Origin of the sequence: Methylophaga muralis (genome assembly GCF_001720165.1) — a bacterium.
GTDB classification, from domain to species: domain Bacteria; phylum Pseudomonadota; class Gammaproteobacteria; order Nitrosococcales; family Methylophagaceae; genus Methylophaga; species Methylophaga muralis.
In genome coordinates this window covers 1-26267 of record NZ_MCRI01000002.1, presented here as the reverse complement: position 1 = coordinate 26267, position 26267 = coordinate 1, and the positions used below count along the sequence as shown (strand labels likewise).

Annotated in this window: 24 protein-coding genes, 1 tRNA gene and 1 other RNA gene; 19 read left to right on the top strand and 7 right to left on the bottom strand. The window is 45.7% G+C overall.

From position 1 onward, the window contains the following. Positions 1 to 3 precede the first annotated feature (3 nt). Positions 4 to 1314, bottom strand: a complete 1311-nt coding sequence (pepP, locus tag A9E74_RS01770) for a Xaa-Pro aminopeptidase (RefSeq protein WP_069294962.1) — start codon at positions 1312 to 1314, stop codon at positions 4 to 6. After that, positions 1314 to 1862 carry a UPF0149 family protein gene (locus tag A9E74_RS01765; protein WP_069294961.1) on the bottom strand — a complete coding sequence of 183 codons (549 nt, stop codon included), beginning with the start codon at positions 1860 to 1862 and terminating at the stop codon, positions 1314 to 1316. Before A9E74_RS01765 ends, pepP begins: the two co-directional genes overlap by 1 nt. A 105-nt stretch (positions 1863 to 1967) precedes the next feature. On the opposite strand from A9E74_RS01765, the gene A9E74_RS01760 reads away from it, so the two are divergent. The 3 genes from A9E74_RS01760 to ssrS all read left to right on the top strand — a co-directional run bounded on the left by A9E74_RS01760 (position 1968) and on the right by ssrS (position 2704). Beyond that, positions 1968 to 2177, top strand: coding sequence for a TIGR02449 family protein (locus tag A9E74_RS01760; RefSeq protein ID WP_069294960.1), 210 nt, complete (start codon positions 1968 to 1970; stop codon positions 2175 to 2177). Continuing rightward, a complete protein-coding gene (locus A9E74_RS01755) occupies positions 2174 to 2479 on the top strand; it encodes a cell division protein ZapA (RefSeq protein WP_069294959.1) in 306 nt (101 codons plus the stop codon). The genes A9E74_RS01760 and A9E74_RS01755 overlap by 4 nt, the downstream gene beginning before the upstream one ends. Positions 2480 to 2519: 40 nt before the next feature. Beyond that, positions 2520 to 2704, top strand: a non-coding RNA gene (gene ssrS, locus A9E74_RS01750) — 6S RNA. A gap of 24 nt (positions 2705 to 2728) precedes the next feature. Here ssrS and A9E74_RS01745 read toward each other — a convergent pair. Next, positions 2729 to 3229 (bottom strand): MarR family winged helix-turn-helix transcriptional regulator, encoded by a 501-nt coding sequence (locus A9E74_RS01745; protein WP_069294958.1) that lies wholly within the window; start codon positions 3227 to 3229, stop codon positions 2729 to 2731. A gap of 146 nt (positions 3230 to 3375) precedes the next feature. Here A9E74_RS01745 and A9E74_RS01740 point away from each other — a divergent pair, with 146 nt between their 5' ends. The 3 genes from A9E74_RS01740 to sodC all read left to right on the top strand — a co-directional run bounded on the left by A9E74_RS01740 (position 3376) and on the right by sodC (position 8325). After that, positions 3376 to 4551: an efflux RND transporter periplasmic adaptor subunit gene (locus A9E74_RS01740; protein ID WP_069294957.1), complete on the top strand. Its 1176-nt coding sequence runs from the start codon at positions 3376 to 3378 to the stop codon at positions 4549 to 4551. Further along, on the top strand, positions 4548 to 7730 hold the full coding sequence (locus tag A9E74_RS01735; protein WP_069294956.1) for an efflux RND transporter permease subunit: 3183 nt from the start codon (positions 4548 to 4550) through the stop codon (positions 7728 to 7730). Before A9E74_RS01740 ends, A9E74_RS01735 begins: the two co-directional genes overlap by 4 nt. Positions 7731 to 7812: 82 nt before the next feature. Further along, positions 7813 to 8325 (top strand): superoxide dismutase family protein, encoded by a 513-nt coding sequence (gene sodC, locus A9E74_RS01730; RefSeq protein ID WP_069294955.1) that lies wholly within the window; start codon positions 7813 to 7815, stop codon positions 8323 to 8325. Positions 8326 to 8351: 26 nt separating this feature from the next. Here the strand turns inward: sodC and A9E74_RS01725 are convergent, their stop codons facing one another. Beyond that, positions 8352 to 9695 carry an ATP-binding protein gene (locus tag A9E74_RS01725; protein WP_069294954.1) on the bottom strand — a complete coding sequence of 448 codons (1344 nt, stop codon included), beginning with the start codon at positions 9693 to 9695 and terminating at the stop codon, positions 8352 to 8354. Next, complete coding sequence (locus A9E74_RS01720; RefSeq protein ID WP_069294953.1) at positions 9695 to 10381, bottom strand: response regulator transcription factor; 687 nt, start codon at positions 10379 to 10381, stop codon at positions 9695 to 9697. Before A9E74_RS01720 ends, A9E74_RS01725 begins: the two co-directional genes overlap by 1 nt. A 185-nt stretch (positions 10382 to 10566) precedes the next feature. On the opposite strand from A9E74_RS01720, the gene A9E74_RS01715 reads away from it, so the two are divergent. Beyond that, positions 10567 to 11037 carry a Spy/CpxP family protein refolding chaperone gene (locus A9E74_RS01715; RefSeq protein ID WP_069294952.1) on the top strand — a complete coding sequence of 157 codons (471 nt, stop codon included), beginning with the start codon at positions 10567 to 10569 and terminating at the stop codon, positions 11035 to 11037. Positions 11038 to 11097: 60 nt separating this feature from the next. On the opposite strand, the gene aroE is transcribed toward A9E74_RS01715, so the two are convergent. Together aroE and hemB are read right to left on the bottom strand one after the other, a co-directional pair. Continuing rightward, entirely contained in the window at positions 11098 to 11919 is an 822-nt protein-coding gene (gene aroE, locus A9E74_RS01710; RefSeq protein ID WP_069294951.1) for a shikimate dehydrogenase, read from the bottom strand. Between the two features lie 3 nt (positions 11920 to 11922). Further along, positions 11923 to 12933, bottom strand: a complete 1011-nt coding sequence (hemB, locus tag A9E74_RS01705) for a porphobilinogen synthase (RefSeq protein WP_176718892.1) — start codon at positions 12931 to 12933, stop codon at positions 11923 to 11925. A 166-nt stretch (positions 12934 to 13099) separates the two neighbouring features. Between hemB and carA the strand changes: the two genes are divergently transcribed. The 12 genes from carA to A9E74_RS01645 all read left to right on the top strand — a co-directional run bounded on the left by carA (position 13100) and on the right by A9E74_RS01645 (position 25851). Further along, complete coding sequence (carA, locus tag A9E74_RS01700; RefSeq protein ID WP_069294949.1) at positions 13100 to 14230, top strand: glutamine-hydrolyzing carbamoyl-phosphate synthase small subunit; 1131 nt, start codon at positions 13100 to 13102, stop codon at positions 14228 to 14230. A 6-nt stretch (positions 14231 to 14236) separates the two neighbouring features. After that, entirely contained in the window at positions 14237 to 17455 is a 3219-nt protein-coding gene (gene carB, locus A9E74_RS01695) for a carbamoyl-phosphate synthase large subunit (RefSeq protein WP_069294948.1), read from the top strand. Further along, entirely contained in the window at positions 17455 to 17931 is a 477-nt protein-coding gene (greA, locus tag A9E74_RS01690) for a transcription elongation factor GreA (protein ID WP_069294947.1), read from the top strand. Before carB ends, greA begins: the two co-directional genes overlap by 1 nt. Continuing rightward, on the top strand, positions 17932 to 18399 hold the full coding sequence (locus A9E74_RS01685; protein ID WP_069294946.1) for a DUF4149 domain-containing protein: 468 nt from the start codon (positions 17932 to 17934) through the stop codon (positions 18397 to 18399). Between the two features lies 1 nt (position 18400). Beyond that, positions 18401 to 19018 (top strand): 23S rRNA (uridine(2552)-2'-O)-methyltransferase RlmE, encoded by a 618-nt coding sequence (gene rlmE / locus A9E74_RS01680; protein WP_069294945.1) that lies wholly within the window; start codon positions 18401 to 18403, stop codon positions 19016 to 19018. Between the two features lie 46 nt (positions 19019 to 19064). Beyond that, the gene (ftsH, locus tag A9E74_RS01675; RefSeq protein WP_069294944.1) at positions 19065 to 20966 is read left to right on the top strand and encodes an ATP-dependent zinc metalloprotease FtsH; all 1902 of its coding nucleotides are present in this window, start codon (positions 19065 to 19067) and stop codon (positions 20964 to 20966) included. A gap of 12 nt (positions 20967 to 20978) precedes the next feature. Continuing rightward, positions 20979 to 21818 (top strand): dihydropteroate synthase, encoded by an 840-nt coding sequence (folP, locus tag A9E74_RS01670; RefSeq protein WP_069294943.1) that lies wholly within the window; start codon positions 20979 to 20981, stop codon positions 21816 to 21818. Continuing rightward, complete coding sequence (gene glmM, locus A9E74_RS01665; RefSeq protein ID WP_084002846.1) at positions 21811 to 23160, top strand: phosphoglucosamine mutase; 1350 nt, start codon at positions 21811 to 21813, stop codon at positions 23158 to 23160. Before folP ends, glmM begins: the two co-directional genes overlap by 8 nt. A 103-nt stretch (positions 23161 to 23263) precedes the next feature. Further along, a complete protein-coding gene (gene tpiA / locus A9E74_RS01660; RefSeq protein WP_069294942.1) occupies positions 23264 to 24043 on the top strand; it encodes a triose-phosphate isomerase in 780 nt (259 codons plus the stop codon). Positions 24044 to 24051: 8 nt separating this feature from the next. Further along, positions 24052 to 24378: a preprotein translocase subunit SecG gene (gene secG, locus A9E74_RS01655; protein ID WP_069294941.1), complete on the top strand. Its 327-nt coding sequence runs from the start codon at positions 24052 to 24054 to the stop codon at positions 24376 to 24378. An 18-nt stretch (positions 24379 to 24396) separates the two neighbouring features. After that, positions 24397 to 24481: transfer RNA gene (locus A9E74_RS01650), tRNA-Leu, on the top strand. Positions 24482 to 24645: 164 nt separating this feature from the next. Further along, the gene (locus A9E74_RS01645) at positions 24646 to 25851 is read left to right on the top strand and encodes a tyrosine-type recombinase/integrase (RefSeq protein WP_069294940.1); all 1206 of its coding nucleotides are present in this window, start codon (positions 24646 to 24648) and stop codon (positions 25849 to 25851) included. The last annotated feature ends 416 nt before the right edge of the window (positions 25852 to 26267 follow it).

The following is a 26267-nucleotide window of genomic DNA, read 5'->3' as shown; positions in this document are numbered from 1 at the left end:
AGTTTAGTGAACTCCTGCCATCAGCGATTCGATCTCGTCGATTTCCTTCGGCGCACCAGCGGTTAATACGTCGTGGCCATCTTTGGTGACCAGTACGTCATCTTCAATACGGATACCGGTGAAATGCCATTTTTTGTCGATGTGTTCAGGATCACGAATGTACAAACCGGGCTCTACTGTCAGCACCATGCCGGGTTCCAGTAAACGCCAGGTTCCACCTATCTTATAGTCGCCAACATCATGTACATCCATACCCAGCCAGTGGCCGGTGCGGTGCATATAGAATTCACGATAAGCCTGATCTTCTATTAACTGTTCAACATCACCTTGTAGCAGACCCAGTCTGACTAAGCCTTGCGTAAGAACTCGAACAGCAGCTTCATGGGGTTGATTCCAGTGATTGCCAGGTCTGACTGCATCAATAGCAGCATATTGAGCATCCAACACGATTTGATACAACTCGCGCTGCTCGGGGGTGAATTTACCATTTACCGGAAAGGTTCTAGTGATATCTGCTGCATAACATTGGTATTCAGCGCCTGCGTCGATCAACAGCAGATCATTGTTTTTCAATTTACTGTCGTTTTCGATGTAATGCAGGATGCAGCCATTTTCACCGCCACCCACAATCGAAGGATAAGCCGGACTGCGACAGCCATGTTTCATAAACTCATGAATCAATTCAGCTTCGACTTCATATTCAAATTTGCCGGGTTGAGTGAATTGCATCGCTCGTATATGCGCTTTAACCGAGGCCTCGGCTGCATAGCGCATGTTTTTGATTTCCTGACTGCTTTTAAACAGTCTTAATTCATTCAGGCAGTGTTCCAATTCAATAATTTCGGTAGGCGAATGTTTGCCTGAACGGGAAGCTTGTCGTAAATGATTGAGCCAACCGACCATATGCTGATCAAATGCCGGCTGATTACCCATGGTGTAAAAGACTTTTTCCTTGTCTTCCATCAGACCGGGCAGAATATCGTCCAGATCGGCAATGGGATAAGAATCATCGGCATCATAAATGCTGATAGCACCTTCCTGGCCGGCACGATAACCGTCCCAGATTTCTTTATCTAGGTCGCGTTCACGACAGAAAATAATAAATTCACCGTGTTCGCGACCAGGAACCAAAACCAGTACTGATTCCGGTTCATCAAATCCGCTCAGGTAATGAAAGTTACTATCACTACGGTAAGGAAAATCCACATCACGGTTACGTGGATGCACTAAAGAATTGGGCAAAACGGCAATACTGTCCGGCCCCATGATGTCCATCAGTTTTTGACGGCGTTTGGCGAATTCTTTTTTAGTCATTAATGCTCAATTTTGTTGTCTTCAGGGGCGGCTGGATGCAATTCGCCATAAAGTAAAAACAGACCCATTCGAAGATATTCCACTAATTCTTCATAGTTGTTGTCATCGTCATCACTGGTTTGCAGTTCGATATCATCGATCTGACTAATCTGTAATACATCGGTCAGATATTCCTGACAATCGGCAGGTAATTCAGTTTCATCGGTCAGACCTGAAACACCCAGTCCAAAGACCAAACCCTGACACCAATCACTTAACGCAGCAATCCGAGAACCAATAGGTGCATCATCATCTGGTAGCTCCAATTGAAAATCAAAATCAAGGCTATTGAGCGATTGAATGGTTTCATCAAACAATCCCAGCAAGTTTTGTCTTTCTTCTTCGCCTGGCTGATAGTCTTCAAACAAATCGCTGTACCAAGTATTGCGGTTAGCCTGAGAATCCATACAAAGCAAACCGCATAATGCGCCTTGCAGTTCGGCTGTGCTGGCAGGACCATCAGCGGTCACGTTTTCCGGTGACAGGGATGGAAAATATAATTGAGACATAGAGATACAACCTGAAATTAAAAAACACTTCATGCAGTTGTTGACCGGGTCAACAGCGCACGTCTATAGTTAGCCATTATTCTCGCATAGCCAAGACGCATATTAATGGATAAAAACCCGATTCAACAATTGGAACAGCAGCTGGATGAGCTGCTAAGGGCCAGCAGACGTTTGCGTGAAGAGAATATGTTACTTCGTTCTCAACAGGCAGCCTGGCTTAGTGAGCGCGCGCAATTAGTTGAAAAAACTGAAATTGCCCGTAATCGCATCGAGAATATGGTCAACCGTCTGAAACAGTTGGATGAAGAACTATGAATGTACCTGTTCACGTCACGATCCTCGGAAAAGAATACCAAGTTGCCTGTCCGGAAGATCAGCAAGATGCGCTAATTGCATCTGCGCGCATGGTGCATCAGAACATGGAAAAGATCCGTAACAGTGGCAAAGTGGTTGGGGTTGATCGGATCGCCGTAATGGCTGCTTTGAATATTGCGCATGAGCTATTGACCTTGCAACAAGATGAAAGCCAGGACATAAAAAAAGTGAATGAAAAAATTTCTTTGCTGAAAGAGCGGGTTAGTGCATTTATCAACGAAGATAGACAGTTGGAATTATAAAATTCTGGCGACTTGGCGATTAAAGTTGCGTATCATTTAACCAACCCTGCGGTGAGCGATAGCGACATGTGTTGTCTTGAGCCGATAAGCAAATGCTTTAGGAAACCAAATTTACGGGGTTGAAAAACAAGCCCGCTCCGACGGGAAGTTTGCCATCCCCATGCGGTTTCCCACTTGAACCAACAGGTTCAAGAACCCCGTTCGTAACGCCACTGTGGGGCCTTTCTTTAAATAACTTTGATGATTTTATCAGCGCATTCCTAGCTGATTTATTTTCCTCAATAACGTGTTGAGCATATCGCGCTCATCCCGGGTTAGCGAATCACTAAGCTGTTTTTCATGTCTTGCCAAGACTATCCCTAATGCTTCCTCAATCAGTTTTTTACCTTTGTCTGTCAATTTGACCAGACGACTACGCTGATCATCAGCACATTGCCGCCGACTTATTAAGTCAGCTTTTTCAAGGCTGTTGAGTACTTTGGTTAAACCACCAGATGTCACCAGATTAGCTTGGCAAATATTTGAAGGGGTCTGTTCAAAAGGCGGACCTTGCAGGCGCAAAGATACCAACGTATCGAATTCACCAACATTTAAATTAAATTGTTCCATCACAATTTTTGCATCAGAAAAAAATAATTCGCGTGCCCGGAATAGCCGTTTTATTGTTTCAGCTACAGCAAGATCATCCCCATTCCAACAATTACGCATTTGTTCGAGTGAATCTTCAATAGTTAAGATGCGATCTGCCAAGTGATGCCCCTCCTATGTGGCAGAATTATGACAAAATAATTAACTTGCACGTCAAAGAACCATGCATTAATCTTTCCAGAAACCTTTCTAGAAAGAATCTTAAGCTATTCCCCTCGCTTTCACCAGCGAATAACAAAGGATCTGTCATGCCAGATTATTCACTTTCCGGTAAACCAGCATTTTTGCGGGTTTTCACACTAACCGCTTTATTCTCGTTAAGCCTGATTAGTCATGGGGCGCATGCAGAACAAAATCTTCCGCGAGTCCAGGTTGTGCAACCTGAAGTTCGCGAATTGACGGAATGGAAAGAATTTACCGGTCGTTTTGAAGCGGTTGAAATGGTTGAGTTACGGGCCAGAGTAACTGGCTACCTGGATAAAGTTCATTTCCAGGATGGACAAATGGTCGAGAAGGGCGATTTACTATTTGAAATAGATCCTCGTCCTTATGAAGCAGCAGTGGCACGAGCGGAAGCAGAGCTGGCCAGAATGGATAGTCAGTTAAAGCTGGCCGATTTGGATACCAAACGTGGCGAGCGTCTATTAACCCAAAGTGCTATTTCTCAGGAAGAAGTGGATACCCGCCGTGCCCGTTTTCAGGAAGCCAATGCCAATGTGGCATCCGCGGCAGCAGCGGTAAAAACAGCCAAACTGGATCTGCAATACGCCAAAATTACTGCACCAGTGAGTGGACGTATCTCAAACCGACGGGTTGACGTAGGTAATCTGGTTGGCAGTGGCGATGCCGGCCAGGCTTTGACAACCATTGTTTCTTTGGATCCGCTGCATTTTGTGTTTGATGTCTCTGAAACAGAATATCTGGAATTAATTCGTCTGCCACAAGGCCAGGATCAACTTGCCAATGGCAGAGCCATGCCGACTGAGCTTAAATTAATTGATGAACAGGACTGGACACGAACCGGACGCATCGACTTTGTTGATAACCGACTGGATGAAAATACCGGTACCTTGAGAATGCGTGTAGTGGTGGACAATGCTGATGGTGTTTTGCGTCCGGGACTGTTTGCCCGCTTACGTTTGCCGACTAGTCAAAATGCAGAGGCCATGCTGGTTCCGGATAAGGCCATTGTTACCGATCAGGCTGCCAAGGTGGTGATGACTGTAGATGAAGAAGGCAAAGTCATTCCAAAACCAGTTGAACTTGGCACATTGCAGGGCAATATGCGGGTGATTCGACACGGTTTAGAAATATCTGATCGCATTATTGTTGAAGGTCTACTGAGAGCTCGTCCAGGTACAGAAGTTAATGCTGTTCCATATCAGGCGGATGAACAGGCTAACAATGACGGACAAGACTCATGAAGTTCACTCATTTCTTTGTTGAAAGACCTATTTTTGCGACCGTTATTTCGGTCCTGATCGTGCTGGTAGGTACCATTGCCTATAGTAATTTGCCTGTTGCACAGTATCCGGAAATAGCACCACCAAGTATTGCGGTCACAGCAACCTATCCCGGCGCAACAGCCGAGACCGCCGCCAATACGGTAGCGACAGTGTTGGAACAGCAGATTAATGGTGTAGAGAATATGCTCTACATGAAATCTGAAAATACCGCGGATGGTCGCACATCTCTCAACGTGACTTTCAAGCCAGGCACCAACCTCGATATTGCTCAGGTTCTGGTACAAAATCGCATTGCCATAGCTGAACCGTTGCTGCCTGAAGAAGTTACCCGGCAAGGTATTGATATTCGCAAAAACTCACCGGATTTGATGATGGTTATCCATATTCTTTCATCCGATGGCAGTCGCGATAATTTGTACGTATCGAATTACGCTAGAACTCAAGTAGTTGATCGATTGGCACGTATTGAAGGGGTAGGCGAGGCGCGAATCGTGGCCGAGCGTGCTTATGCCATGCGGATATGGATTGATCCAGAACGGGCTCAGGCATTTGGTATGACAGCTACTGAAGTGGTAGCGGCATTGCGTGAAAACAATACCCAAATAGCAGCCGGTACCATCAACAGAGAACCGATCGAAACCAAGGGTGGCTTTGAATTAAGTGTTGAGACGCAAGGTCGACTTTTAGAAGAAGATGAATTCAGTAATATCATCGTCAAACGAGGTGTAGAAGGCCGGACCGTCAGATTACGTGATTTGGCCAGGGTTGAGCTGGCAGCGCAGGACTACAACAATATTGGTTATCTGGATGATCATCTCGCTTTACCGGTAGTTATCTTTCAGCGCCCAGGTTCCAATGCGTTAGAAACTGCTCAAGCCATTCGCGCCGAGATGGAGGCTATTGCTCAAACCATGCCGTATGGGGTTGAGTATCGGATAATTTACGACCCCACTGAGTTTATCGCCAAATCGATTGAAAAGATTTATCACACTATTTTAGAAGCTATCGTACTGGTTATTTTGGTGGTGATGGTGTTCCTGCAAAGCTGGCGGGCGTCGCTTATTCCCATTTTAGCGATTCCAGTGTCTTTGATCGGTACCTTTGCCGTGATGTCGATGCTTGGGGTGTCATTAAATAATTTGTCATTATTCGGTCTGGTGCTGGCCATTGGTATCGTGGTGGACGATGCGATTGTTGTGGTCGAAAACGTTGAACGCTACATTCGAGAGGGATTGAGCCCCCGTGAAGCAGCACATAAAACCATGGATGAAGTTGGCGGGGCCCTGGTTGCCATCGCCATAGTATTAACCGCCGTATTTATCCCGACAGCGTTTATTACTGGTATTTCCGGGGCGTTTTACCAGCAGTTTGCCTTGACTATCGCCACAGCAACGATCATTTCGTTGATCGTGTCGCTAACGTTGTCGCCGGCCTTATCGGCACTGTTATTAAAGCCTCATGTTGAAGGACATGTGCCTGGCGGTGTTTGGGGCACGATCGGTTATCCATTCCGTGCTTTTGGCAACGGCTTTAACCGGGCGTTTGAATGGATGGGTGATCGTTATTCGGCCATGACACGCAAGCTGTTACGAATGATGTCAATCATGCTGTTGATTTATGTCGGTTTGATTGTGTTGACCGGCTACGAATTTAATAAAGTCCCGACAGGCTTTATTCCTGAACAGGATCAAGGTTATTTAATTAACGTATTGCAGTTGCCACCGGGTGCCACGCTTGAACGAACTGATGCTGCTGCGCGTGAAGCGTCGAAGCGTTTAAGAGACGTTCCGGGTGTTGCTCATGCGGTGTTATTTGTTGGGTTGGATGGTCCGACTTTTACAAATGCTTCTAACTCAGCGGTTATCTTTACGCCGCTGGATTCGTTTGAGGACCGAATTGCTGCCGGTATTACCATCGACGATATTGTTGCAGGCTCTCAGCAGGCTTTATCACAGGTAGATGCCGCAATGGCTTTTGCCATCAGGCCCCCGCCAGTTCGTGGTATGGGTAACTCCGGTGGTTGGAAACTCTATGTTCAGGATCGTGGTGGCCTTGGATTAGAAAGACTGCAGGAAGTGACTAATGAAGTGTTAGGCGCAGCCAACCAAACGGACGGGTTGTCGGCGGTATTTACCTTCTTTAACTCCGGCACACCAAGGATTTATGCCGATATTGATCGCACACGTGCAGAAATGCTCAACGTGCCGGTGCGAAATGTTATTGATACCTTAGAAATTTATCTGGGGTCTCGTTATATCAATGACTTTAACTTTTTGAACCGAACCTATCGTGTTGTGGCACAGGCTGATGGCCCGTATCGTGATGAGATTGAAGATATCGGTAAATTACGCACGCGTTCGGATAATGGTGCAATGGTGCCTATTGGAACGATTGCGACATTTGAAAATATCACCGGCCCAATCCGTCTACCGCACTACAACTTGTATCCGGCGATTGAAGTGCAGGGCAGCACTGCACCGGGTTTTTCCAGTGGTGAATCGCTTGCCATTGTGGAACAGCTGATGGCCAATACCTTACCGGAAGGAATCAGTTTTGAATGGACCGAGCTGGCCTTACAAGAAAAATTGGCTGGAGATACGGCATTTCTTAGCTTTTCTCTAGCGGTAGTATTTGTATTTCTGCTGCTGGCAGCTCTTTATGAAAGCTGGTTATTGCCGTTGGCTGTGGTGCTGATTGTACCGATGTGTTTACTTGCGGCAATTCTTGGGGTCAGTTTGCGAGGCATGGATAACAACATTCTGGTACAAATTGGTTTTGTGGTATTGATTGGTCTTGCCTCGAAAAATGCGATTCTGATTGTTGAGTTTGCTAAACAAGCTGAAGACCGTGGTTTAAATCGCCTGGATGCTGCAGTTGAAGCCGCACGGACTCGTCTGCGCCCAATTCTGATGACCTCGTTTGCCTTTATCTTAGGCGTGGTACCATTGGTATTGGCTTCTGGTGCCGGTGCCGAAATGCGTCAAGCCTTAGGTACAGCGGTGTTTTTTGGTATGCTGGGAGTGACCTTTTTCGGATTGATATTTACACCAGTGTTTTATGTTTTTTGCCGTTGGTTGGCGTCATTAAGAGATAAGCGTGTCCAGCAACAAACCGTCGATGAAGTGCAGTCCACCTAAAGCATGATTCGCTTGTTTGAAGTTTGAACTCCATGCTTTTAACTGAGTCCGATTGAGTGTCACGGCTATTTTTGGAGGGATTATGAAACTATTAACAAGCATTATGATGGCATTGGCTGCGACGACTGCAGCTGCGAGCACCCAAATAGAAATTTTTGAGGTAGATAAACAGGGAACAGGGAAGAGTTTAGGTACGGTTGAGATACATCAATCTGCTTTCGGGCTAGTTTTTACACCAAATTTGAAAGCATTGTCTCCTGGTTTACATGGTTTTCATGTGCATGAAAATCCGAGCTGTGATGCCGCCGAGAAAGATGGTCAAATGGTGCCAGCATTGGCTGCAGGCGGACATTATGATCCCTATAACACTGGCAAACATGACACGCCTTGGGGCAGTGGCCATGCAGGTGATTTACCCCCCTTGTATGTCGCTGAAGACGGCACAGCAACTCATCCTGTTTTAGCACCGCGTTTAACGGTAGCTGATTTACAAGGTCGGTCGTTGATGGTGCATGCCGGTGGAGATAATCACTCTGATCATCCAGAGCCATTAGGTGGTGGCGGGGCACGAGTTGCCTGCGGCGTCTCTAACTAATATTTTCTATATAAATTAATCGTGCATCAGACTGGAAGGAAGATGGTTATTCTAAGTCCGCCTTCTGGTCTGTTTGCTGCTGAAATTTCTCCACCATGAATTTCAATTGCACGATGAGCAATTGTCAAACCTAAGCCAATTCCATTCTGATGTTGATTTTCCCGACTACGGAAAAATGGTTGAAAAATCAGTTGTAAATCCTGTGGGGCAATTCCAGGTCCCTGATCTTCAATACGGATTTGCAATCGCTGAGATAATTTTTCGATAGTTAACTGAATAACGCCATTATCAGGTGAATATTTAATCGCATTGCGTAATACATTTTCGATAGCACTGTGAATAAGTTCAGCACGGCCAAACAAGCTGATTTGTTTGATATCGTTATGCTCGATTTGAATTGCCTTGTTTTGCGCCTCAAAGCGCGCATCTTCAATGATATCCAGCAGCATCTCAGTAAAATCGAAATCTTGTCTGCCATCATTTTCACTGGTCGGGGTTTCCAGTCTGGATAAATTCAGCAGATCTCCAATCAACTGATCTATACGTTCTGATTCGCGTTCAACTCGATCCAGCATTTTGGCAGTTTTATCTGGATTTTGCTGGGCCAGTCCTATAGCTGCTTGCATGCGTGCCAATGGCGAACGTAATTCGTGTGATACATCATGCAACAAGCGTTTTTGTGCAGTGAGTAATTGACTGATACGACTGGTCATATGGTCAAAGTTTTGGCCTAACTCAGCCAATTCATCACGTCGTTTACCCATTGCCGGTCGAATACGGGTATGTAATTTGCCATCCGCCACATCATCAAATGCTTTTCGTAGAATGCGGATTGGTTTGGTAAACCACCAGGCCAGTAAGCCACTAAATAACAATCCCGAAATGATCCACATGCTTAACAATAATAAAAATGGCGGTGGTTTGGGACGTTTTGGTGGAGTGAATCGTTGGCTGAGCTTTTCCGGTGACGGAATAAATAGCAACAAGGCTTTGCCATCGACGGATATTGCCTGACGAATTGAGCGGATTTCTGGATTATCCAATAATAATTGGCGGGTTGAAATCAGCAGGTTTTCATCGACATCGCGCCCCAGAACATCATTATTGTCCTGAGTAATGGCAAAAATGGTAATTTCATTGCGTTGCTTATCTTTTAGGTATTTTTTCAGTGGTTCAATACCGGCATAGTGAACTATGTCTGACGCACTATCGACTAAATCTGCTGCTTTCCAGCCGACTTGTACCGGAATTGCTTCAAAAGACTGACGCTCTGCATTGTGACGTAACCACATACCGCTGGCCACCCCGATACTGGTCAGCAATAAGGCCAGTAAAAAAGCAAAAAAGAATTTCCAGAATAAACTACGCATTATTTAATCAACTGATAGCCTTTGCCACGCACCGTCTGAATGTAGGAATGACCATCCTGCTGCTGACCGAGCTTGTGACGAATACTGCTCATATGCACATCAATACTCCGATCAAAACGTGCTAATGGACGGCCTAAAGCCGCCTCCGATAAAGCATTTTTACTGACGACTTGCCCGGCATTTCTTGCCAGCGCTTCGAGCAAACTGAATTCAGTACTGGTGAGCTCAAGCGCCAGATCGAACCAAACAGCTTTGCGTAGTTGTGGCCACAACTGTAATGGACCGATTTGAATAACAGTTTCATCCTGTTGTTGCTGTCGGGTAATTTCGCTACGACGTAAAATGGCTTTGATTCGGGCAATCAATTCTCTTGGTGTGCAAGGTTTTGGAACATAATCATCGGCACCCGATTCCAGTCCCATAATGCGATCAACGTCGTCACCTTTTGCCGTAAACATCAAAATAGGTACATGACTTTGCTTGCGAATAGCCTTTAATACTTCCGTGCCGCTCATATCAGGCAACATCACATCAAGGATCACAATATCGAATCCACCTTGCAAGGCAAGCTGTAGTCCTTCTGTTGCCGTGTCTGCTGTGCGAACCTGAAATTTTTCCTCTTCCAGATAATCCTGAAACAATCCAGAAAGAATTACATCGTCATCAATGATTAATACGCTGCTCACAGAAACATCCTCATATGGTTTGAGGCTAATAATAAGGTCTGGAGCAATATTCAGCTAATTGTAAATTATGCTTTTACCTGAATTTACATATCAAAACAGTCATTTACAGTTTTTACGACAATACTGTAGCCACGCCTGTCAGCTGACAGCGAGCAGTTTAAATAAACCGTTTCAGGAGAAACCAAATGCGTAATAAATTAATGATGTTAAGCATCGTTCCAGCCTTATTTTTAACGGCACCCGCCATGGCCGATAAACATAAAAGTTGTGGTGAAGATGGCAAATACAGTGAGATGAAGAAAAATCACAAAGAACATGATGGTATCCCGCGCATGCTCAAAGGTATTGATTTAACGGAGGCACAAAAAGCGGAAATCAAAACCTTGGTTGAAGCACAGCATCAGGATAAATCAGCTATGAAATCTCATTGGCAAACACACAAACAACTTGCTGAGTTGAGTTTTGCAGAAACGGTAGATCAGGCCAAACTGGATGCGATTATTGCCGATACAACGACAGCACACGAAAAACGTTTAGCTGATAGAGCACAACTTAATAATCAAATTTTCAAACTGTTGACACCGGAACAGCAACAACAATTACAGCAAAAAATGGCTGAATACGAACAAAAAATGCAAGACAGAAAAAAACTGTAAATCCTATCGCCAACCTCATCCTGACTTTTACTCAGGGTGAGGTTTTTTTATGCGTGTCGTTTAGGATTTATCACGCAGCATTGAGATCACTGAAGTGGTCTGTGGATACACGCCACGCCAGATAAAAAAAGCTTCTGCTGCCTGCTCAACCAGCATGCCCAGACCATCAATTGTTTTGGCTGCCTTATGCGCTTTAGCCCATTGGATAAATGCCGTATCGGTATCGCTGTACATCATGTCGTAACAGCAGGCACCGCTTGCCAGCACTGCATCAGGTAATGGCGGGACTTCACCCTGTAAACTGGCTGCAGTGGCATTAATCACCACATCAAATTCACCGTCGATATGGTCAAACCCACCGCCATGGATATTGCCAAGTTCTGCAAATAACTCTGCAATATGACTGGCCTTTTCCGCTGTTCGATTGGCAATAAATAGGTTGGCAGGTTGATATTCCAGTAATGGAGCAATTACCCCACGTGAGGCGCCACCGGCTCCCAGCAATAAAATTCGTTTACCAGCAAGTTCGACCTGATGATTGACTGTCAAATCCCGACACAGGCCAACCCCATCAGTATTGTCTCCGAACAGGGTGCCATCATCATTAAATACAACAGTATTTACCGCTCCGGCCAATTCAGCGCGAGCGGATTTTTGATTGGTTATCGCCCAGACCTGCTCCTTAAAGGGCACCGTCACATTGACGCCTTTTAGTTTAAGCACATCGCGAAGCTGTTGAAGACTGTTCTGCAATCCGTCCAACGGTACTTCAATCGCTGTGTATTCAATATTCTCACCGGTTTGTCTGGCAAATTCAGCATGAATCAACGGGGATTTACTATGGTGGATCGGGTTACCGATCACGGCGTATTTATCTGTCATGATTTAGCGCTGTAACTGTTGTGCAATATCTTTGGCAAAGTAGGTGAGGATACCGTCAGCGCCAGCACGTTTAAATGCTAACAGGCTTTCCATAATCACTTCTTCACTTAGCCAACCATTCAATATTGCGGCTTTGAGCATCGCATATTCGCCGCTGACTTGATAAACAAAAGTCGGTTTCTGAAAGGTCTGTTTGACCCGATACAACACATCAAGATAAGGCATGCCCGGTTTGACCATTACCATATCAGCACCTTCCTGAATATCCAGTGCCACTTCATGTAAGGCTTCATTGGAATTGGCTGGATCCATCTGATAACTGAATTTATTGCCACCGGCTAAATTGCCAGCGCTGCCCACGGCATCGCGAAATGGACCGTAAAAACTCGAGGCGTATTTTGCCGAGTAAGCCATGATACGCGTATGAATGTATCCGGCATTTTCCAGAGCGTTACGAATTGCACCAATTCTTCCATCCATCATATCGGAGGGGGCGACTACATCCGCTCCCGCCTCGGCATGAGATAAAGCCTGTTTGATTAATACTTCGACTGTTTCATCATTAATTATGTAGCCATTATCATCAATCAAACCATCCTGACCATGAGTAGTGAAGGGGTCCAAGGCAACATCTGTCATCACGCCTAAATCGGGAAAGGCTTTTTTTAATGCTCTGACAGCGCGTTGCGCCAGACCATCGGGATTAAACGCTTCAGCAGCATCAAGGGATTTTTGCTCCAATGGCGTCACTGGAAACAATGCCATCATTGGAATGCCCAACTTGTGGATGATTTCAGCTTCCTGAAGCAGCAGATCAATGCTCAGTCTTTCCACGCCGGGCATTGAAGTGACTTTTTCTCGTTGATTTTGCCCTTCGAGTACAAAACACGGATAAATCAGATCATCGACGGTTAACTGGTGCTCACGAACCAGCCGTCGAGAGAAGTCATCTTTGCGCAAACGGCGCGGTCTTTGTTGTGGAAAGCCTGAAAAATTAAAATACTGTTGGGTCATAAGTTCTGCCAGGTCAATAAGCTGCGCTTCATACTACCGTTGGCAAGGTAACTTGTCATCGTTTTTAGCGTGGACGCATAGGCTGCAGATGCGCTAAAATTGCAAAGATTTTGTCTGGGGTGCACGTCAAGTCCCCTGTCCCTTTTTTATCTGGTGGAGGTTCCCCTTGCGTACAACTGCGCTACTTGCTCTTGAAGATGGCACGGTCTTTCACGGCGAATCAATCGGTGCTGTGGGTCAGTCAGTTGGTGAAGTGGTTTTCAACACCGCCATGACAGGTTATCAGGAAATCATTACTGATCCGTCCTACTGCCGCCAAATCGTCACGCTGACCTATCCGCATATCGGTAATGTTGGTGTGAACAAAGACGATGAAGAATCCGAGCAGATTTATGCCAGTGGCTTAATCATCCGTGAATTGTCACCGGTGATGTCCAGCTGGCGTGGTGAAGAAGCTTTGGATAAATACCTGGAACGCCACAATGTAGTGGGATTGGCTGGTATTGATACTCGTCGTCTGACACGTCTGTTACGCGAAAAAGGTGCACAAAAAGGCTGTATCGTTGCCGGTGACAATATTGATGTGGATGCGGCCATTGCTGCAGCCAAAGCGTTTGCCGGCTTAAAAGGCATGGATCTGGCCAAAGAAGTTTCTACCAAACAGGCTTATGAATGGACTGAAGGTGTCTGGCATATCGACAACCAGTCTCGTAAAGCCGAACCGCGTTTTCATGTGGTTGCCTATGATTACGGCATCAAGAAAAACATCATGCGTATGCTCACCGAACGTGGCTGCAAATTGACGGTAGTGCCTGCGCAAATGCCTGCTGAAGAAGTCATGAAGTTGAATCCTGATGGCATTTTCCTGGCCAATGGACCCGGGGATCCTGAACCATGTGATTATGCAATCAAGGCGATTCAGTATTTCCTTGATAAAGAGATGCCGATTTTTGGTATCTGTCTGGGACATCAGTTACTGGCATTGGCCTGTGGTGCTAAAACCGAAAAAATGAAATTCGGTCATCATGGTGCCAACCATCCGGTGCAGGAATTGCTGGCAGGACTGGTGATGATTACCAGTCAGAATCACAGCTTTGCCGTAGATGAATCCACTTTGCCTGACACCGTTGAAACCACGCATCGTTCTTTATTTGATGGCACATTGCAGGGTATTCATCATAAAACCAAACCGGCATTCAGCTTTCAGGGACATCCGGAAGCCAGTCCCGGTCCGCAGGATGCATCACCTCTATTCGATCACTTTATCGACCTACTCGAACAAGCGACAGGTAAATAACACACAATGGCTAAACGTACTGATATTCAAAGCATTCTGATTCTGGGTGCTGGTCCGATTGTTATCGGTCAGGCCTGCGAATTTGATTATTCTGGCGCACAGGCTTGTAAAGCTCTGCGAGAAGAAGGTTATCGCGTCATTCTGGTGAATTCCAACCCAGCAACCATCATGACCGACCCTAATATGGCCGATGCCACCTATATCGAACCAGTTACCTGGGAAGCGGTCAGCAAGGTCATTGAAGTCGAACGTCCCGATGCCATTCTGCCGACTATGGGCGGACAAACAGCGTTGAATTGTGCACTGGCATTGGAAAAACATGGCGTATTGAAAAAATACGGCGTTGAAATGATTGGCGCTGACAGTGAAGCCATCAACAAAGCCGAAGACCGCGATTTGTTCCGTGCAGCGATGCGTAAGATCGGTTTGGATATGCCGCAATCGGATATTGCTCACTCACTTGAAGAAGCTCTGGAAGTGCAACAGAAGTTCGGCTTCCCGGTTATTATCCGTCCGTCATTTACCATGGGCGGTAGTGGTGGTGGTATCGCCTACAACCGTGAAGACTTTGTGGATATCTGCCAGCGCGGTTTGTATCTGAGCCCGACCTCCGAGTTGTTGATTGAAGAATCAATCATCGGCTGGAAAGAATATGAAATGGAAGTGGTGCGTGACAAAAAAGATAACGCCATTATCATTTGTTCGATTGAAAACTTTGATGCCATGGGTGTGCATACCGGTGACTCAATCACGGTAGCACCAGCTCAAACACTGACCGATAAAGAATACCAAATCATGCGTAACGCCTCGTTGGCTGTTCTGCGTGAGATCGGTGTGGAAACCGGTGGTTCGAACGTGCAGTTTGCGGTGAACCCGGAAACTGGCCGTTTAATCATTATCGAAATGAATCCACGGGTGTCACGTTCATCTGCTTTGGCTTCGAAAGCAACTGGTTTCCCGATTGCCAAAGTCGCAGCGAAACTGGCTGTTGGTTATACCCTTGATGAGTTGCAAAACGAAATTACCGGTAATGCTACGCCGACGTCATTTGAACCGACTATTGATTATGTAGTCACTAAAATTCCACGCTTTACCTTTGAGAAATTCCCGTTGGCCGATAATCGTCTGAGTACTCAGATGAAATCAGTCGGTGAAGTTATGGCTATTGGTCGTAACTTCCAGGAATCTTTGCAAAAAGCACTGCGCGGGCTGGAAATCGATCGTGATGGTTTTAACGAAATTCTGGATCTGAAAGCAGAAAATACGGCAGAAGTGTTACGCCGCGAATTAAATCTGCCAGGCTCAGACCGTCTTTGGTATGTTGGTGATGCCTTTAGATTCGGCATGAGCTTTGAAGAAATTCAACAACTGACGCATATCGATCCATGGTTCCTGATACAGATTCAGGAACTGGTTGAGATTGAAAATCAGCTTAAAGAGCGTTCGTTGAACGATATCGATGAAGCCGAAATGCGTGCGTTGAAACGTAAAGGTTTCGCTGATTCACGTCTGGCAAAATTGTTACATAAAACTGAAAAACAATTCCGCAGCCATCGTCATGCGCTGGGAGTACGTCCGGTTTATAAACGTGTTGATACCTGCGCCGCAGAGTTTTCAACCTCTACGGCGTATATGTACTCAACCTATGATGAAGAGTGCGAAGCCAACCCGACCGATCGTGAAAAAATCATGATTTTAGGTGGTGGCCCAAACCGCATTGGTCAAGGTATCGAGTTTGATTACTGCTGTGTTCATGCGGCATTGGCATTACGCGACGATGGTTATGAAACCATTATGGTCAACTGTAATCCGGAAACCGTTTCTACCGATTACGACACGTCAGATCGTCTGTATTTTGAATCATTGACGCTTGAAGACGTGCTGGAAATTGTTGCACTGGAAAAACCTAAAGGCGTAATTGTGCAGTTTGGTGGTCAGACGCCACTTAAACTGGCTCGGGCGTTAGAAGCTGCTGGTGTGCCGATTATTGGTACTTCTCCTGATGCGATTGACCATGCGGAAGATCGTGAACGCTTCCAGCAAATGGTTGAAAAGCTCGGCTTGTTACAACCACCTAATCGTTTGGCACATTCGGTTGATACCGCTGTGTCACTGGCTGCCGAAATTGGTTATCCATTAGTGGTGCGTCCGTCTTATGTATTAGGCGGCCGTGCAATGGAAATCGTTTATAACGAAGAAGAATTACAACGTTATATGCTGACAGCCGTATCGGTTTCCAATGATTCTCCGGTGTTACTGGATCGTTTTCTTGATGATGCGATTGAAGTCGATGTAGATGCAATTTGTGACGGCAAGGAAGTGCTTATCGGCGGCATCATGGAACATATTGAACAGGCCGGTGTGCATTCAGGTGACTCCGCCTGTGCGTTACCGCCTTATAGCCTTAGCCAGGAAATCATGGATCAGTTACGGGTGCAGGTTAAACAAATGGCACTTGAACTGGGCGTAGTGGGACTGATGAATACCCAGTTTGCCATTCAGGGTGATCGCATTTTCATTCTGGAAGTGAACCCACGTGCCTCACGTACTGTGCCTTATGTATCCAAATCTATCGGTGTACCGTTGGCGAAAGTTGCCGCACGTTGTATGGCTGGCATGAGTTTGGCAGAGCAGGGCGTCACCAAAGAAGTGATACCTTCTTATTATTCAGTTAAAGAAGCGGTATTCCCATTCATTAAATTCCAGGGTGTTGATCCTATTCTGGGGCCAGAAATGAAATCCACGGGCGAAGTTATGGGCGTAGGTCGTACCTTCGGTGAAGCATTTGCCAAATCACAACTGGCGGCTTCTGTCAGTCTGCCAGTCGGTGGTAAAGCCTTTATTTCTGTGCGGGATGCTGACAAACAAACGGTTATCAGTATTGCCAAAGATTTGTTAGGCTTGGGTTTCTCGTTGTTAGCTACACGCGGCACACAGCAAACATTGATTGAAGCCGATGTGCCTTGTGAACGGGTGAAAAAAGTTGCTGAAGGTCAGCCGCATATTGTGGACATGATCAAAAACGATGAAATTGCCCTGATTGTAAATACGACGGAAGGTCGTCAAGCTGTAGCGGATTCGAGAGAGATCCGTCGTGCGGCATTGCAACATCAGGTGAACTACACCACAACGTTAGCTGCTGCCCGCGCTACGATTCTGGCCTTGAACTGTGAAGACAGTGTGTCAGTAAATCGTTTGCAGTCGTTACATGGAGAATTGATTTAATGGCCGTTCCTATTACCGCACGTGGTGCTCAGGCACTGAAAGATGAATTACACGAACTGAAAACCGTCAGACGCCCAGCTATCGTTAATGCGATTTCTGAAGCGCGCGCCCATGGTGATTTAAAAGAAAATGCTGAATACCACGCTGCACGTGAGCAGCAAAGCTTCACCGAAGGCCGTATTCAGGAACTGGAATCAACTTTGGCGGATTGTCAGGTAATTGATCCAACAGCACTACCTAAAGATGGTCGTGTTGTATTTGGTGTTACGGTTGATTTACTCAATATAGATACCGATGCTGAAGTGCGCTATCAGATTGTTGGTGATTATGAATCGGATATCAAACTGAACAGAATTTCTATTTCATCGCCTATTGCACGGGCATTGATTGGCAAAGAAGTGGATGATATTGCAACGGTACAGGCTCCTGGTGGTGCCATTGAATATGAAATTACTGGCATCCATTACCTGGCTTAGATGTTGAGTCTTTCTGAAACCATTGGCGAACGCTTATTACTGACATTGTGGGTCGGTGCGCTATGGTCTATTGGTTATCTGGCCGTTCCGCTTGCTTTTGTCAGTCTTGAAACGCTGGTTGCGGCAGAATATGCAGCTAAATTGTTTTTCGCTGTCAATGTCATTGGCCTAATCAGTGGTACATTAATCTTATTAGGTAAGCTGAGTATCCAGCGGGGCAGGGTGTTACATTCCTGGCGCTTCTGGGTATTGATTAGCATGCTGGTTATTACCTTGATATTCAGTATGTATGTTCAGCCGGAGATGGCTAATATCAAAACCATCGAAAACTGGCGGCTGAATACAGATCTTGCTCAGAGTTTTGAACGCTTACATATGCTGAGCCAGAATTTATATCTGATGTTAAGTATTGCGGGTTTGCTGCTGGTACTCAGCTCAGATAAACAACATATGGCACAGCAGGCCTGATATGGCACGAAGTAAATCCAGTAATAATTGGCTTAGAGAACATTTTGATGATCCCTATGTCAAAAAAGCTCAGCAGAAAGGTTATCGCTCCAGAGCAACTTTTAAACTGGAAGAAATCGATCAGAAAGATAAATTAATTCGCAAAGGTATCTCAGTTGTCGACTTGGGTGCCGCACCCGGTGGCTGGTCAGATTATGCTTTGCATCGTGTCGGTGACAACGGTAAAGTCATTGCGTTGGATATCTTGCCAATGACACCATTGACCGGTGTTTATTTCATTGAAGGTGATTTTCGCGAAGATCATGTTCTTGAGCAATTGAACGAAGTATTGGCCGGACAGTCGATAGACCTTGTATTATCGGATATGGCCCCCAATATGACAGGTGTAGATGCAATAGATCAGCCTGGCAGTATGCATCTGGTTGAGTTGGCCATGGATTTTGCAATTAATAACTTAAGTAAACAGGGCGATTTTCTGGTCAAAGTTTTTCAAGGTGAAGGCTTTGATGATTTTTTGAAGTCCATGCGGAGTCATTTTAAAAAAGTGACAACCCGCAAACCGGATGCTTCTCGGGCACGTAGCCGTGAAGTTTATCTGCTAGGTCGCGGACTGAAATGACAGCAAAACAAACTAACGTTACTAGGGGTAACAAACATTGAGTGACATGATGAAAAACATTGTTTTATGGGTCGTCATCGCGATGGTATTGATGTCGGTATTTAACAATTTTGGGCCGCAACAAAGCAGCCAAAGCGAAATGGATTACTCGACCTTTATCAGTAACGTGAAAACCGGTGCGGTTTCCAGTGTCGATATTCAAGGGCGAACTATTACCGGCAAATTAACCGACGGTAGCCAATTTACTACTTTCAGTCCTGATTATGATCCAGGTTTGATCGGCGATTTGCTGGATAACGGTGTTGCCATCAAAGCAGAGCCAGTCGAAAAAACTGGTTTATTGATGCAAATCTTTATTTCATGGTTCCCGATGTTATTGCTGATTGGTGTGTGGATTTTCTTCATGCGTCAGATGCAAGGCGGTGGCGGCAAAAACCCCATGTCATTTGGTAAAAGCAAAGCCCGCATGTTGAATGAAGATCAGGTAAAAGTGACCTTCAAAGATGTTGCTGGTGTTGAAGAAGCTAAAGAAGAAGTTCACGAATTAGTCGACTTCTTACGTGATCCGGGCAAATTCCAGAAATTGGGCGGACGTATTCCACGCGGTATTTTGATGGTAGGTTCACCAGGTACTGGTAAAACCTTGCTGGCAAAAGCTATTGCTGGTGAAGCTAAAGTCCCGTTCTTCACAATTTCAGGTTCTGATTTCGTCGAAATGTTTGTCGGTGTTGGTGCTTCACGTGTTCGCGATATGTTCGAACAAGCCAAAAAACACGCTCCATGCATCATCTTTATCGATGAGATCGATGCGGTGGGCCGTCACCGTGGTGCCGGTTTAGGTGGCGGTAATGACGAACGTGAACAAACCTTAAACCAGTTGTTGGTTGAGATGGATGGATTTGAAGGTAATGAAGGCGTCATCATCATTGCTGCGACCAACCGTCCTGACGTACTGGATCCAGCTTTATTACGTCCGGGTCGTTTCGATAGACAGGTTGTGGTTCCTTTACCAGACATTCGCGGTCGCGAACAAATTATCAAAGTGCATTTGGGTAAAGTACCAGCAGATGAAGATGTTAATCCAAGTGTCATTGCACGTGGTACACCGGGCTTCTCAGGTGCTGATTTAGCCAATCTGGTGAACGAGGCGGCTTTATTTGCTGCTCGCACAAATAAACGCGTGGTTTCAATGAATGACCTGGAACTGGCAAAAGACAAAATCATGATGGGTGCCGAGCGCCGTTCAATGGTCATGAGTGATAAAGAGAAAGAACTGACGGCTTACCATGAAGCTGGTCATGCGATTGTGGGTCGTAGTGTCCCTGGTCATGATCCAGTCTATAAAGTCAGTATCATTCCGCGTGGCCGCGCTTTAGGTGTCACCATGTTCCTGCCAACGGAAGATCGATACAGCTATACCAAACAGCAGTTGGAAAGTCAGATTTCCAGCCTGTATGGTGGTCGACTTGCCGAAGAAATGATTTTTGGGGCTGAAGCTGTCACTACGGGTGCCTCGAACGATATTCAACGGGCAACCGAACTGGCGCATAACATGGTTACCAAATGGGGACTTTCTGACAACATGGGACCACTGTCTTATGGTGAAGATGAAGGTGAGGTGTTCCTTGGTCGTAGCGTGACCCAACATAAAGCAGTTTCAGACTTAACTGCCAAACAGATTGACGAAGATGTTCGTGCATTAATTACCCGTAACTATGATCGGGCGAAAAATATACTGACAGAAAATCTCGACAAACTGCATACCATGGCAAAACTGTTAATCACTTACGAAACCATCGACAGTGATCAGATCGATGCCATTATGGAAGGTCGTGAGCCTGGTGCGCCAAAAGGTTGGGATGATAAATCATCGACTCCACCACCAGCCGCAAAGCCTGATGAAAAAGGCCCAGAGCCAACTGGTAAACCAGCAGATCAATTAAATTGAGATAGTTAAATCATGATGATGGACTTTGCGGGCAAATCTTTGGATTTGTCCGCCCCACACGTCATGGGCATCGTCAATGTAACGCCCGACTCCTTTTCGGATGGCGGGCGTTTTTTTTCAGCCGATAAAGCCCTTGAACAAGCACGAAAACTGGTTGCCGATGGCGCTTCCATTATTGATATTGGTGGTGAATCGACACGGCCTGGCTCAGAACCTGTTGGTGTTGAAGAAGAAATCCGCCGTGTGGTGCCTGCGATAGAAGCTATCAGCGCTGAGCTTGATGTGGTTATTTCCATCGATACTATGAAAGCCGAAGTTATGCGCGCTGCAGTAGAGGCTGGGGCTAGTCTGATAAATGATGTTAATGCATTGCGTGGAGAAGGGGCATTACAGGCCGCTGCCGAACTCAATGTTCCAATATGTCTTATGCATATGCAGGGCACACCCCAAACCATGCAGCAACAGCCGCATTACGACGACGTTGTTAATGAAGTAAATACATTTCTGACTGAACGCATTGCTGCCTGTGAAGCGGCGGGTATTTCTCGTTCAAAAATTATTCTTGATCCTGGATTTGGGTTTGGCAAAACGGCCCGACATAATCTACGATTAATGAAACATTTAGCTGTTTTTACCGATTCTGATTTGCCTGTCTTAGTTGGCGTATCGCGCAAATCGATTATTGGTGCCACATTGAATGTATCAGTTGAAGAGCGGTTGGCCGGAAGTTTGGCATTAGCATCGATAGCGGTATGGCAAGGTGCAAAAATTATACGCAGCCATGACGTACGAGAAACCGTACAGGCGATTCGACTTTGTGAACATGTAATGCAGGTTAGTGATTTTGATTGAACAAAAAAGACGTTATTTTGGTACAGATGGCATTCGTGGCCGGGTGGGCGATGGTGCGATTACCCCCGATTTTGTATTAAAACTTGGCTGGGCAATAGGCCGTGTTCTGGCCAAAGAACGCAATAGTAAAGTGCTGATTGGTAAAGACACGCGTATTTCCGGTTATATGTTTGAATCTGCGTTACAGGCTGGGCTTTCAGCCGCCGGTGTCGACGTTTATCTAATGGGTCCAATGCCAACTCCAGCCGTCGCGTATTTAACTCGTACTTTCCACGCTCAAGCAGGCATTGTAATCAGTGCTTCGCATAATCCTTATCACGATAACGGAATTAAATTCTTCTCTGATCAAGGTACAAAATTGCCTGACTCAGTCGAGCTTGCAATCGAAGCAATGCTGGATCAACCAATCAAAACGGTGGATTCTGCTCATCTCGGTAAAGCCCATCGGATTTCCGATGCAGCAGGTCGTTATATCGAGTTCTGTAAAAGTACTATTTCGACCGGTGTGGATTTATCCAATTTAAAAATGGTGGTTGATTGCGCTCACGGGGCGACCTATCACATTGCACCAAATGTATTCCGTGAGTTGGGTGCCGAAGTTATTTTGATGGGCGCAGAACCGGACGGCCTGAATATCAATCAAAACTGCGGTTCCACTGAGCCTCGTTTGTTACAAGCCAGTGTTTTAGAACATAAGGCCGACTTGGGCGTTGCCCTAGATGGTGATGGTGATCGTTTGATCATGGTTGACCATAAGGGTGAGCTGGTCGATGGTGATGATATTTTGTTTATCATTGCCCGTGGTAGACAGCGTGCTGGGCTGTGTAAAGGACATGTTGTCGGTACCCTAATGTCGAATCTTGGTTTGCAACATGCCCTTGAAAAACATGATATTACATTACATCGTGCCAACGTCGGCGATAGGTATGTAATGGAAAAACTTAAGCAGGTTGATGGCTTGATTGGCGGCGAAGCGTCCGGCCACATTATCTGCCTTGATAAAACCAGTACTGGTGATGGCATTGTCGCAGCATTACAGGTGTTAGCTGAAATTCAACAAACCGGTAGCAGTCTGCATGAACTGCGTTCGGCAGTAATTAAATACCCGCAACGTCTTATTAATGTGCGTCTCAATAAACTAGTGAATTTAAAAGATTATCCGGAAATCCAAACAGCAGTGGAAGATACTGAGAAAAAACTGGGTAATGAAGGTCGGGTTTTGCTGAGAGCTTCTGGTACTGAGCCCGTTATTCGAGTGATGGTAGAAGGTCATGACGCCACGCGTACCAACCACTTAGCCAAAACGCTGGCAGAACAAATCGAGACGATTTTACAGAATTAATTCGATCATGCTCATTGGTAACAATATAAGCCGCTATGACATTGCTTTATCAACGGTCAGTCGGTAACCTTTATGATTCATTCTTATATAAGAGTAGGTGTCTGTGCGCAAACCGCTGGTCGCTGGTAACTGGAAAATGAACGGCTCTAGCGCAAGCAACAAATTGTTGCTTGATGCGATTCTGGCGCAAAGAGACTCCTTTGCATCGGTTGATGTCGCCTTATTTCCACCCGCACTTTATGTACAACAGGTTCAATCCGCTTTGACCGATACGGGTTTGTTCTGGGGTACCCAAAATGTTTCGCAGTTTGATTCTGGTGCGTATACCGGTGAAATATCGGCCACCATGTTGCGAGACTTTGGCTGCCAATACGTACTGATTGGTCATTCTGAACGGCGTTGTCTGTATGCAGAATTGAACCTTGATCAAGTTTTTCTCGACCATATTATCGCCGAGAAATCTGAGATAACAGTCCGTCATGGGATCACCCCTATCATTTGTATTGGCGAAAGTCCGGAAGAGCACTCAATGGGCCGTACAGAAGAGATGGTTGCTCGGTTGATGGATATTTTGATTGCGCAACAAGGTGTCGAATTGCTGTCAAAAGCGGTATTGGCTTATGAGCCAGTTTGGGCCATAGGCACAGGCAAGACAGCCAGCCCAGAATGGGCGCAGGATGTGCATTCTTTCATGCGTCAACGGGTCGCAAAACATGATCCAAAAATTGCGGCATCGCTCAGAATACTTTACGGCGGCAGCGTAAAAGGTAATAATGCTGCCCCATTATTTGCCAAGCCGGATATTGACGGTGGATTAATCGGTGGCGGTTCACGTGATGCCGATGAATTTGTTCAAATTTGTCAGGCTGCAGCTCAAAATTAGGAAATTAAATGGATGCGTTGATTCTGGTGGTTCACGTTGTGATCTCACTGTTGTTAGTAGGTTTAATCTTAATCCAGCACGGTAAAGGTGCGGATGCCGGTGCTGCTTTTGGTGGTGGTGGTGGTGGCGGTGCTTCTGCCAGCTTATTTGGTAGCCAGGGCTCAGCCTCTTTTTTAAGCCGCAGCAGTGCTATTCTGGCCACAGTGTTTTTTATCACCAGCCTGACACTGGCATATCTGGCGGGCAACACCGATCGAGTACAAAGCGTTACCGACTCAGTGGTGATTGAACAACCAGTACAAGAAAGCCCAGCGGATCTTCCAGAGTTTCCGTAAAATAACCCTCAGTTTATTGCCGTCGTGGTGGAATTGGTAGACACGCTATCTTGAGGGGGTAGTGCTTTAGGGTGTGCCGGTTCGAGTCCGGCCGACGGCACCATACATAGGTTTCACGAAGTCCCAAATCGTATCTAAAAGCCCGTTTTATAACGGGTTTTTTTATGTCTGTCATATCGTAACGTCTCACCACATCCCTTGACATGTACCATTTATTGGTGCCAACTATGGTGCCATCAGACCCAGTGGTAAAGGAGTTGGCACCACATGCTGACCGATGTGAAGATAAAAGCACTAAAACCAAAGGATAAGCTTTACGCCGTATCGGATGAAAAAGGCTTGTACTTAGAGGTGTCTACAACAGGCGGCAAGTGGTGGCGATTTAAATATCGTTTTGATGGAAAGCAAAAAAGGCTATCTGTTGGCACCTATCCTGATGTTGGCCTTAAGCAGGCAAGAGAGCAACGAGATCAGCTTAGAAAACAAATTGCTAATGGTGTCGACCCTTCCGATATTCGCAAGGCTGAAAAGCTGTCAAACGCTGGTCAGTTAAGCTTTGAGTTTGTTGCCCGTGAATGGCATCAAAAGTTTAAGCATCGTTGGTCAGAAAAATACTCCCTCAATACAATTAACCGTCTTGAAAGAGAAGTGTTTCCCTTTATTGGCTCAAAAAATATCAATGATATTAAAGCACCGGAATTGCTAGCGGTGCTGAGACGAATGGAAGCCAGAGGTATTTTAGAAACAGCTCACAGAGTCCACCAGAAGTGTGGGCAGATTTTCCGTTATGCCGTTGCAACCGGCAGAGCAGAACGCGATCCCTCCACTGACTTGAAAGGCGCATTACCGTCGGTAAAGGTCAAACATCATGCGTCAATAATTGAACCACAGCAGATCGGCGGGCTGTTAAGGGCAATCAATGGCTATTCAGGAGCATTTGTCACCATCTGTGCGTTACGACTAGCCCCGCTCGTTTTTGTTCGTCCAGGCGAGTTAAGACACGCCGAATGGACAGAGTTTGATTTAGAAAAAGCTGAGTGGCGTATACCTGCCGAAAAAATGAAAATGGCCTCTGTTCATATCGTGCCGCTATCCAAGCAAGCAATAACCGTTATTGAAACATTAAAGCCCCTCACGGGCTCAGGAAAGTATCTGTTCCCCTCAATTCGAACAATCACTAGGCCAATGAGTGAAAACACGGTAAATGGTGCTTTACGGCGTTTGGGTTATACGGGTGATGAAATGGTTGGGCATGGCTTCCGAAGTATGGCCTCAACCATACTGAACGAGCAAGGCTGGAACCGTGACGCTATCGAAAGGCAGCTAGCTCACAGTGAGCGTGATGGTGTAAGAGCTGCTTACAACTATGCTGAGTACTTGCCAGAGCGTAAACGCATGATGCAATCGTGGGCTGATTATCTTGACGGGCTGGCGGCGGGTGCTGATGTGATAGCTATTAATAAATATAAATAAGTTGGTTAGTTAAGCATGACCCAACGGGGTCAAAAGCTGGCTTCATTATTAATTCAAGTTTTTGATTTAGCGCGAAGCTTGATTTGAGTATTTATTTTGGCGAAAGTAAATAAACATATAAATAATTGTTTTCTCTTAGCTGCACCATCGGCCCTAAATCAAATACTTTTGCCTAAATTCTTTCTGTGTGAATAATTGATTGTCATGTTTAACAAAGATCCTTAGGAGGTCAAAACATGGCATTCAAAACTTATTTATACAAAAAAGAAGAGGATCTAAGATCGCCTTTGAAATCCCAAATCCTTTCGGATTGTTTTTCTGGGTGGTGTCGTAATCGATATAACTCATTGATTATATTTAACATCCCATGCAACAAGTCGTGTTCTAATATTGCGGAAAGTCCAACAGCTCTAGTG

Coding starts and splice junctions, on each gene's coding strand:
- sodC (WP_069294955.1), top strand. CDS start 7,813: ATGAAACTATTAACAAGCATTATGATGGCATTGGCTGCGACGACTGCA.
- greA (WP_069294947.1), top strand. CDS start 17,455: ATGGCCGTTCCTATTACCGCACGTGGTGCTCAGGCACTGAAAGATGAA.
- ftsH (WP_069294944.1), top strand. CDS start 19,065: ATGATGAAAAACATTGTTTTATGGGTCGTCATCGCGATGGTATTGATG.
- pepP (WP_069294962.1), bottom strand. CDS start 1,314: ATGACTAAAAAAGAATTCGCCAAACGCCGTCAAAAACTGATGGACATC.
- A9E74_RS01725 (WP_069294954.1), bottom strand. CDS start 9,695: ATGCGTAGTTTATTCTGGAAATTCTTTTTTGCTTTTTTACTGGCCTTA.
- A9E74_RS01755 (WP_069294959.1), top strand. CDS start 2,174: ATGAATGTACCTGTTCACGTCACGATCCTCGGAAAAGAATACCAAGTT.
- rlmE (WP_069294945.1), top strand. CDS start 18,401: ATGGCACGAAGTAAATCCAGTAATAATTGGCTTAGAGAACATTTTGAT.
- A9E74_RS01715 (WP_069294952.1), top strand. CDS start 10,567: ATGCGTAATAAATTAATGATGTTAAGCATCGTTCCAGCCTTATTTTTA.
- secG (WP_069294941.1), top strand. CDS start 24,052: ATGGATGCGTTGATTCTGGTGGTTCACGTTGTGATCTCACTGTTGTTA.
- A9E74_RS01760 (WP_069294960.1), top strand. CDS start 1,968: ATGGATAAAAACCCGATTCAACAATTGGAACAGCAGCTGGATGAGCTG.
- folP (WP_069294943.1), top strand. CDS start 20,979: ATGATGATGGACTTTGCGGGCAAATCTTTGGATTTGTCCGCCCCACAC.
- A9E74_RS01685 (WP_069294946.1), top strand. CDS start 17,932: ATGTTGAGTCTTTCTGAAACCATTGGCGAACGCTTATTACTGACATTG.
- A9E74_RS01645 (WP_069294940.1), top strand. CDS start 24,646: ATGCTGACCGATGTGAAGATAAAAGCACTAAAACCAAAGGATAAGCTT.
- A9E74_RS01765 (WP_069294961.1), bottom strand. CDS start 1,862: ATGTCTCAATTATATTTTCCATCCCTGTCACCGGAAAACGTGACCGCT.
- carB (WP_069294948.1), top strand. CDS start 14,237: ATGGCTAAACGTACTGATATTCAAAGCATTCTGATTCTGGGTGCTGGT.
- hemB (WP_176718892.1), bottom strand. CDS start 12,933: ATGACCCAACAGTATTTTAATTTTTCAGGCTTTCCACAACAAAGACCG.
- aroE (WP_069294951.1), bottom strand. CDS start 11,919: ATGACAGATAAATACGCCGTGATCGGTAACCCGATCCACCATAGTAAA.
- A9E74_RS01735 (WP_069294956.1), top strand. CDS start 4,548: ATGAAGTTCACTCATTTCTTTGTTGAAAGACCTATTTTTGCGACCGTT.
- A9E74_RS01740 (WP_069294957.1), top strand. CDS start 3,376: ATGCCAGATTATTCACTTTCCGGTAAACCAGCATTTTTGCGGGTTTTC.